The organism is Brochothrix sp. (genome assembly GCF_017549435.1).
GTDB lineage: Bacteria > Bacillota > Bacilli > Lactobacillales > Listeriaceae > Brochothrix > Brochothrix thermosphacta.
Window position 1 is genome coordinate 1 of sequence record NZ_JAFYUW010000144.1, and the last position, 8,193, is coordinate 8,193.

Sequence of the window (8,193 nt, forward strand, 5' to 3'; positions counted from 1 at the left end):
GCAATCGCTTTCGTCAAATTATAACTGTCACTACTGACCTATTAATGGTGAAAAATTCGAGCTGAAATACATACTGCAAAAAACAGATATTAGAAGATACTTTTGAAGATAAATTCAATATGAGACCTGAAAATTAAACTGAAGTATATGTCGTTGACTTTAATGCCTGTCTTCAATACTCCAACTAAAAAAGGTAATGGTACGCTTAAAAGATTGAGGATTCTTTCACTATTTACTTGCAAATAATTTAATGCCTAATAACACTAAAATGCTGCCCATAATTTTATTCAAATAGTGTGAAATACTTTGATTTTTTTGTAGTTTCCCACTCAAAACACCTGCTACACTTGCAATAACAACACTCCATATGAAACCTGTCATTGTAAAGGTAAAGCCTAACAAAACAAATGTTAAGGCCGTACTTTCAGAAGGATTAATAAATTGTGGTATAAATGATAAGAAAAACAAGGCTACTTTCGGATTCATCACATTTGTCAACATCCCTTGAACAAAGAGTGTGCGTTTATTAGAGCCCCCACTGATGTGTTCGATATTTCCAAATTGACTTTTATCACGGAACATCTTAACGCCTAAATAAATTAAATAGGCAGCACCTAACCATTTTACAATCGTAAACGCAACAATGGATTTTACGAGTAGCAAACTCAATCCTAAAGCTGCCAATAACGTATGTATAATTGTACCTGCCGTTATGCCTAACGCAGAGTATAACCCTGCTGACCTGCCCTGTGACATGCTTCGACTCAGTATGTACATTGTGTCCGCTCCTGGTATTAAGTTCAATAATACACAAGTGATCACAAACGTTCCATAATCAATAATACCGAACATCGCTTTTCCTCCTTAATTAACGGTTCTTTTCGCCAGGAGTAGAAGCAATGATTTCCATGTTACCTTTTAATTTCCATGTTGTTACATCAGTCGGTAAAACTAAATGATCGCCGGCTTTTAAATCGTACGAATCGTCATCAATTCTGATATGTCCTGTACCTGAAATAACACTTATTAATGTATACGGTCCAGTTGCATTCATTGTTGCAGCACCACGTACTTCCCATTTAAAGACGTTGAAATAAGGGCTTTCTACCAATGTAATCATGCTCATGTTTTCTGATATTACCTTTTTCATAGGCATTTCTTCAACATGATGCGGTACTGTAGTTACGTCTAATGATTCTGTAATTTGTAAAGGACGCGTTTTACCAGTTGCTTCTTCCACACGATTGTAATCATATAAACGATACGTTGTATCACTACTTTGTTGTGTTTCAAGAATAACAATTCCTGCACCAATCGCATGAACTGTTCCACTTGGTACATAATAAAAATCGCCTGCTTTAACTGGAATAGAGTGTAGTAATTTATCCCATTCACCACTTGATGCTAACTTTTCAAATTCTTCTTTTGTTTTTGCATTGTGTCCATAAATAATTTCTGCACCTGGCTCAGCTGCAATCACATACCAACATTCAGTTTTTCCTTGTTCGCCTGCATGTGCTTTACCATATTCATCATCAGGGTGAACTTGAACAGATAAATCTTCACTAGCATCTAATATTTTAGTTAATAATGGAAATTCAGCTTGCGTTGATCCACCAAAATATTCACGGTGTTTTTCCCATAGACTTGAGAGCGTTTCTCCTTTGAGGCTACTATTTAAGACTTTGGCGTCACCATTTTTATGTGCGCTAATCCCCCATTTTTCACCCATTTTACCTTTGCCGTCTCCGTAACCAAATAATTCATGAAGTTTTTTCCCACCCCATATTTTTTCATGTACTTCTCCGTCTAAAAAAATCGGTTCTTTCATTTTTTTACGCCCCCTATTTATAATAAGACAGTATCGCCTCTGCTTTTAGTAAACGCTGTCTTTTTTTTAATACTCTTATTATCAGAATATCTTTTTTCATGGTAAAATACAAGTATCATAGGGTAAGGGGTGTTCTAATTTGAAAAGAAATGAGCGTATTTTAGCACAACTCGAAATGCTTTCTGTTTCGCTATCGTGGAATGATTTAAAAAAGAATGGTGGTATAACAGCATTACAAATTGCTGAATCTGTTGAAATACAGCGTAATAATGTGAGTGCTGACCTAAACCAACTATTCCGTGAACATAAATTAATTAAAATTAACGGGCGTCCGGTCGGTTATTTAAGTTTGGCAACGGCTGAACGTTTACTCGGTACTTTGCCCGAACAAACCTTTTTTGATTCCCTCGCCGATTTTATTGCACTCGAACCTCATACACTTAATACAGACGAAGAAAAAACACCGTTTTCAGATTTAATTGGAGCAGATTCTAGCCTTCGTAATCAAGTTGAACAAGCTAAAGCGGCCATTCTCTATCCACCTAATGGATTGGATACTTTAATTGTTGGGCAAACTGGGGTTGGTAAGACATTATTCGCTAATATGATGTTCAACTATGCACGCCATATTGGCAAATACTCAGAAGATGCACCTTTCATTGTGTTCAACTGTGCTGATTATTATACAAACCCTCAACTGCTAATGTCACATTTATTTGGTCATGTTAAGGGCGCTTTTACAGGGGCAGATTCTGATAAGCGCGGTTTGGTCGAAAAAGCACACCGTGGTATTCTTTTCCTCGATGAAGTCCACCGCTTACCTCCAGAAGGTCAAGAAATGATTTTTTACCTAATGGATAATGGCGGTTATGCGAAATTAGGTGAAACTGAACGCACACATCATGCAGATGTATTAATCATTTGCGCCACTACAGAGAATCCTGACTCCTCACTATTAAAAACATTTGTACGACGCATTCCTATTATTATTACAATTCCAACTTTTGAAGAGCGCTCTGCTAAAGATAAAATTGATTTACTACGCTTCCTATTAACAACCGAAGCACATCGTATAAAAAAACCAATTGAAATTGATACTGAGGCCACAAAAGCTCTCATTGGGAACACTACCTACGGTAATGTTGGACAGCTCAAATCAAATATTCAATTAGTATGTGCCAATGCCTTTCTGCATTCTCTAAGAGAGGAAAAACTTTCTATCCGCTTCAAAGATTTACCTGCTGAAGTTAAAAATGGCTTCTTTCATCTAAGTGGCAATCGTGTTGAAATGCAGGAATTATCTGACCAATTACAAAGTGATGTTATCGTTATGCCTGATGGTAAAAATATTTCACTCATAAAAGACGACGCTTACGAGCCTGATTTTAATCTCTATAGTATTATTGAAGATAAAGTTGGTTTCATGGTCGATCAAGGAATTAAGGACGAAGAAATCAATCGCTTTATTGGTATCGATATTGATATACATCTCAATTCATTTTACGAAAAATTTCAAAACAACACACAATCACGTGAAAAGATGCTGAAAGTGATTAACGAGGATATTTTGAATTTCACCGAAAATATAAAATCAATGATTGAAGAAAGCTTACGTAAAAAACTAGATGAACGTTTTATCCTTGCTTTTGGTTTACACCTTACTGCCTTTCTGAAGCGTAATAAAGAGCATAAGATTGTGCGTTATGCCAATATCGAGAACGTTGTACAAGAAATGTCGACTGAATACGAACTTTCTTTACAAATTAACCAAATGATTAAAACACACTTTTCTGTTTCTGTGCCAATGATGGAAACTCTCTATCTAACATTGCTGATTAATTCACTTTTAAAAGATAACAAATCACAACGCGTTGCTATTTTAGTTGCCATGCATGGTAGCAGCACTGCAAGTAGTATGGTTAATGTCGTTAAAACTTTGCTTGGTGAAAGCAATATCCGCAGTATTGATATGCCTCTAGATCTCAGCCCCAAAAAGGTATTGGATGACATGAGGACAATTGTACGTGAAATAGACACAGGTAAAGGTGTTCTTTTAATGGTTGATATGGGCTCGCTCACTGGTTTTGGTGATATCTTAACCGAAGAGACAGGAATCCCTGTAAAAACGATTGATATGGTCTCTACGCCGACTGTGTTAGAAGCTGTTCGTAAAGCAACTATTATGGAAATGGAATTGGATACAATTTACCGTTCATTGAAAGACTTTCGTGGTTATGATAGCTACTTGGAAAAACCATTGGGTACTTCAACGGCCTTAACCACTGCAACACATCTCGATAAACCGACTGCTATCCTTAGTGTTTGTACTACTGGTGAAGGTACGGCTTTAAAATTACAATCATTTTTAGGTAACATTCTCGATAATATGGGTCGGAGCGATATTGAAATACTTGTCATGCCGCTTCATGAAGTGGCTCAGCGTAAGGAAGAATTAGAGCGTTATAACATTGTTGTTTCAGTGGGTATTGCTAATCCCAATGTCGGTGTGCCTTTTATCCCCTTGGAGCAATTATTTGATAATGAGGGTGAAGATATTATTGCACACTACTTTACTGCCTTCAACTCATCAATTCAACAACAGGTTAATAAACCATCGATGGTTTTACAAATGAGCGAAGAAAGCCTCAATGAATTCTTAACTTATTTAAACCCTTCAAAAATACTGCCGTTATTGCGCGCTTTTATCGATGATATCGAATTATTTGAAGAGATAAACCTCACTAATGGCCAAAAAATAAATATGATGGTTCATATTGGTTGTGCACTCGAACGTTGTGTTCTAAAGGAAACTTTGACTTATTACTCTAAACCAAGCCCTTCACAACTCAGCAAAGTCGTTGATTATCAAACGATTGCGCTACTCTTTTCAACCAGTCTACAGATTAAATTGCCTGACAGTGAACTATTTTATCTCATGGATATGATTGAAAATGTAAAAATCCAAAATTAGCAGTCGCACATTTTCGACAGTACAAGACACTACTCAAAGCATCCGCAGAATTAGTGTCTTGTACTGTCTTTTTTTGTGTCTTTTTTTACGAAACACTTTATGTGGTAACGTTTCCATACCCGTCAAAAAAGTTGGCACGAATCTTGCATTATATAAAGTGTAGACCAAATAAATAAAAAAAGATGAGGTGAGACAAATGACAGTTGCGATTGTTATAGGTACACATGGTGCCTCTGCTGAGCAATTATTACGCTCAACTGAAATGATTATCGGAGAACAAAGTAATGTTGGTTTTATCGATTTTATGCCTGGAGAAAATGCAGACACGTTAGTCGATAAATTAAACGAAGAAGCACAACAGCTTGATACAAGTGAAGGATTACTCTTCCTTGTCGATTTATTCGGTGGTAGCCCCTTCAACGCGGCGAGCCGTATCGTTATTGAAGATGAGAATGCCGATGTTGTAACTGGAGTCAGTATTCCAATGTTACTGGAAACATTTTCAATGCGTCCTAGTCAGACTTTAGTTGAATTAGTGCAAACAGCAATTACATCAGGTCAGTTCGGCATCAAATCCTTAAAAGAGAGTTTGTCGGGAGCTGCAGAAGAAGAGAATGAGGAGGAATTATAAATGATTATTAAATTAGCTCGTATTGATGACCGTCTAATTCACGGTCAAGTTGCCACTGTTTGGACAAAAGAAACAGGTGTAAACCGCATTATCGTTGTATCTGATGAAGTTGCTGCCGATACTGTTCGTAAAACTTTATTAACACAAGTTGCACCACCCGGTGTTAAAGCACATGTTGTTGATGTTTCAAAAGCATCTCGCGTGTACAACAATGCCAAATATGCAGATGATAAAGTCATGTTCCTTTTCACTAATCCAACTGATGTTGTACGTGTTATCGAAGATGGTATCGATATCACAAGTGTTAACATTGGTGGTATGGCATTCCGTGAAGGAAAACAAATGGTTACAAATGCAATTTCTGTTGATGACACTGATATCGCAGCATTCAAAACATTGCATGATAAAGGAATTGAATTAGAAGCACGAAAAGTTGCTGCTGATCATAAAGTCAACATGATGACATTGCTTGATAAAATCAAATAAACTATTGTAGGAAAAGGAGGAAAATCTCATGGAAATTGGTACTATACAAATTATCCTGGTCTTTTTAGTAGCATGTGTTGCTGGTATGGGTTCCATCCTTGACGAGTTTCAAACGCATCAGCCCTTAATCGCTTGTACGCTAATCGGTTTAGTGCTTGGTGACATCTCTCAAGGTGTTATGATTGGTGCTTCACTTCAATTAATCGCATTAGGCTGGATGAACATCGGTGCAGCTGTTGCACCTGATACAGCTCTTGCTTCAATTATTTCAACAATCTTAGTTATCGGTGGTGGCCAAAGTATTGGTGCTGGTATCGCTTTAGCTATTCCGTTAGCTGCTGCTGGACAAGTATTAACTATCTTAGTTCGTACAATCACAGTTGGTTTCCAACATGCAGCAGATAAAGCTGCTGATCGTGGCGATTTAAATGCCATATCTCGATTGCATCTCACCGCACTATTATTACAAGCTATGCGTATCGCTATTCCAGCGGTAATCGTTGCTTACTCAGTCGGTACTGATACAATTAAAAACTTGCTTGACTCTATCCCTGATGTTGTTACTGGTGGTCTTGCTGTTGCCGGTGGTATGATCGTTGTTGTCGGTTATGCAATGGTTATCAACATGATGCAAGCCAACTATTTAATGCCTTTCTTCTTCTTCGGATTCGTTGTAGCGGCATTCACTCAGTTCAACCTAATTGCTTTAGGTGTTATCGGTGCCTTCTTAGCAATTATCTTTATCCAATTACACCCTAAATATTACAAAGATGGTAATAATGGCGGTGGTGGTGCAACTGCAAACGGCGCACCGGCGAATGATTTAGACGACGAATTAGACTAAGGAGGAGGAGACAATCATGGCTGAAAAAGTACAAGAGTTAGAAAAACAATTAACGAGTAAAGATATACGTAACGTCTTTTATCGAAGCAATGTCTTCCAAGGTTCATGGAACTTTGAGCGTATGCAAGCATTAGGTTATGCCTATGCTATGGTGCCTGCGATTAAACGTCTATATCCTGAAGGTTCACCCGAACGAGTTGCTGCGATTAAACGTCACTTAGAATTTTTTAATACGCATCCTTACGTCGGCGCTCCAATTATCGGAGTTACACTGGCGATGGAAGAACAACGCGCAAACGGCGCTCCAATTGATGATGGTGCCATCAACGGTATCAAAGTTGGTTTAATGGGACCTTTAGCTGGTGTTGGTGATCCCATTTTCTGGGGAACTTTACGTCCGGTAGCTGGTGCACTTGGTGCGTCACTTGCAATGAACGGTAGTATTCTTGGACCGATTGTATTCTTCGTATTCTTCAATGCTGTACGACTTTTCATCCGCTACTGGGGTGTATCTTACGGTTATAAAAAAGGATCTGCTGTTGTTGGAGACATGAGTGGTGGTCTCTTACAAAAATTAACAGAAGGTGCTTCAATTCTCGGACTCTTCATCATGGGAGCATTGGTTAATAAGTGGACCACGGTGAATATGCCATTCGTTCTTTCTAAAGTAAAAGGCGCAGATGGTAAAGTCGTTGAAACAACTGTTCAATCAATTTTAGATCAATTGATGCCTGGTTTAGTACCGTTACTCTTAACATTTGCATGTATGTGGTTATTGAAGAGAAAAGTTAATCCACTTTGGTTGATTTTCGGTTTCTTCGTAATCGGTATCCTTGGTTACTGGGTAGGTTTCTTAGCTTAAATAATTCTAAATTATCAAGCAGGTAAGGCGAGGTCGTACATCCACCTTGCCTTACCTGTTTTTATTTTATGCTATAATTAATACAACACAGACGGAGGTGTACTCACATGTCTCTTACCACTTTGTTTTTAGGAGGCTATGTCGTTCTTATCGTACTTTATCTCATTTATGATACGTTCATCATCGACATGCTAAAGGGAAAAACCAGTTTGACAATTCAATTGCGCAAACGTAATATCATGGATACACTCATTTTTGCTGCTCTCTTCTTAGTGATTTTTATCATCACTCTTTTCAAAGGTGGTAATATGACGGATGCTTATTTATTATTAGCATTAACAGTCCTTTACCTGATCCTTTCTTTTGTACGACAACCTAAAATCCGCTTTAAAAAAGAAGGTTTCTTTTATGGCAATTTCTTTGTTCGTTATGATGCCATTGACCAAATGAATCTTGCTGAAGATGGTATTTTAGCAATTATTGCCAATACTCGCCGTCATCTCATTTACGTACGTAATATGGATGATTTAGAGCGAATGCTCCCTTACTTTACACGACAATAAAAAAA

8 protein-coding genes are annotated in these 8,193 nt (G+C 37.6%); 6 read left to right on the forward strand and 2 right to left on the reverse strand.

Annotation, left to right across the window (positions count from 1 at the left end):
* Positions 1–228: 228 nt before the first annotated feature.
* On the reverse strand, positions 229–852 hold the full coding sequence (locus tag IKV95_RS09560) for a LysE family translocator (protein WP_287451727.1): 624 nt from the start codon (positions 850–852) through the stop codon (positions 229–231).
* 16 nt (positions 853–868) lie between these two features.
* Positions 869–1,831 carry a mannose-6-phosphate isomerase, class I gene (gene manA / locus IKV95_RS09565; RefSeq protein ID WP_287451728.1) on the reverse strand — a complete coding sequence of 321 codons (963 nt, stop codon included), beginning with the start codon at positions 1,829–1,831 and terminating at the stop codon, positions 869–871.
* 139 nt (positions 1,832–1,970) lie between these two features.
* On the opposite strand from manA, the gene IKV95_RS09570 reads away from it, so the two are divergent.
* From IKV95_RS09570 to IKV95_RS09595, 6 genes are all read left to right on the forward strand, one after another.
* Positions 1,971–4,802: a sigma-54-dependent transcriptional regulator gene (locus tag IKV95_RS09570; protein ID WP_069125385.1), complete on the forward strand. Its 2,832-nt coding sequence runs from the start codon at positions 1,971–1,973 to the stop codon at positions 4,800–4,802.
* Positions 4,803–4,998: 196 nt separating this feature from the next.
* Positions 4,999–5,433, forward strand: coding sequence for a mannose/fructose/sorbose PTS transporter subunit IIA (locus IKV95_RS09575; RefSeq protein ID WP_029091695.1), 435 nt, complete (start codon positions 4,999–5,001; stop codon positions 5,431–5,433).
* Positions 5,434–5,919, forward strand: a complete 486-nt coding sequence (locus tag IKV95_RS09580) for a mannose/fructose/sorbose PTS transporter subunit IIB (protein ID WP_069120855.1) — start codon at positions 5,434–5,436, stop codon at positions 5,917–5,919.
* A 34-nt stretch (positions 5,920–5,953) separates the two neighbouring features.
* Positions 5,954–6,763, forward strand: a complete 810-nt coding sequence (locus tag IKV95_RS09585; protein ID WP_269461287.1) for a PTS mannose/fructose/sorbose transporter subunit IIC — start codon at positions 5,954–5,956, stop codon at positions 6,761–6,763.
* Positions 6,764–6,779: 16 nt separating this feature from the next.
* Positions 6,780–7,625, forward strand: coding sequence for a PTS mannose transporter subunit IID (locus IKV95_RS09590; protein WP_029091692.1), 846 nt, complete (start codon positions 6,780–6,782; stop codon positions 7,623–7,625).
* 107 nt (positions 7,626–7,732) lie between these two features.
* The gene (locus IKV95_RS09595) at positions 7,733–8,188 is read left to right on the forward strand and encodes a DUF986 family protein (RefSeq protein ID WP_029091691.1); all 456 of its coding nucleotides are present in this window, start codon (positions 7,733–7,735) and stop codon (positions 8,186–8,188) included.
* The last annotated feature ends 5 nt before the right edge of the window (positions 8,189–8,193 follow it).

What these genes read in the sequence shown, in the direction of transcription:
- IKV95_RS09560 (WP_287451727.1), bottom strand. Translation starts at nt 852, where the DNA reads ATGTTCGGTATTATTGATTATGGAACGTTTGTGATCACTTGTGTATTA.
- manA (WP_287451728.1), bottom strand. Translation starts at nt 1,831, where the DNA reads ATGAAAGAACCGATTTTTTTAGACGGAGAAGTACATGAAAAAATATGG.
- IKV95_RS09575 (WP_029091695.1), top strand. Translation starts at nt 4,999, where the DNA reads ATGACAGTTGCGATTGTTATAGGTACACATGGTGCCTCTGCTGAGCAA.
- IKV95_RS09580 (WP_069120855.1), top strand. Translation starts at nt 5,434, where the DNA reads ATGATTATTAAATTAGCTCGTATTGATGACCGTCTAATTCACGGTCAA.
- IKV95_RS09590 (WP_029091692.1), top strand. Translation starts at nt 6,780, where the DNA reads ATGGCTGAAAAAGTACAAGAGTTAGAAAAACAATTAACGAGTAAAGAT.
- IKV95_RS09595 (WP_029091691.1), top strand. Translation starts at nt 7,733, where the DNA reads ATGTCTCTTACCACTTTGTTTTTAGGAGGCTATGTCGTTCTTATCGTA.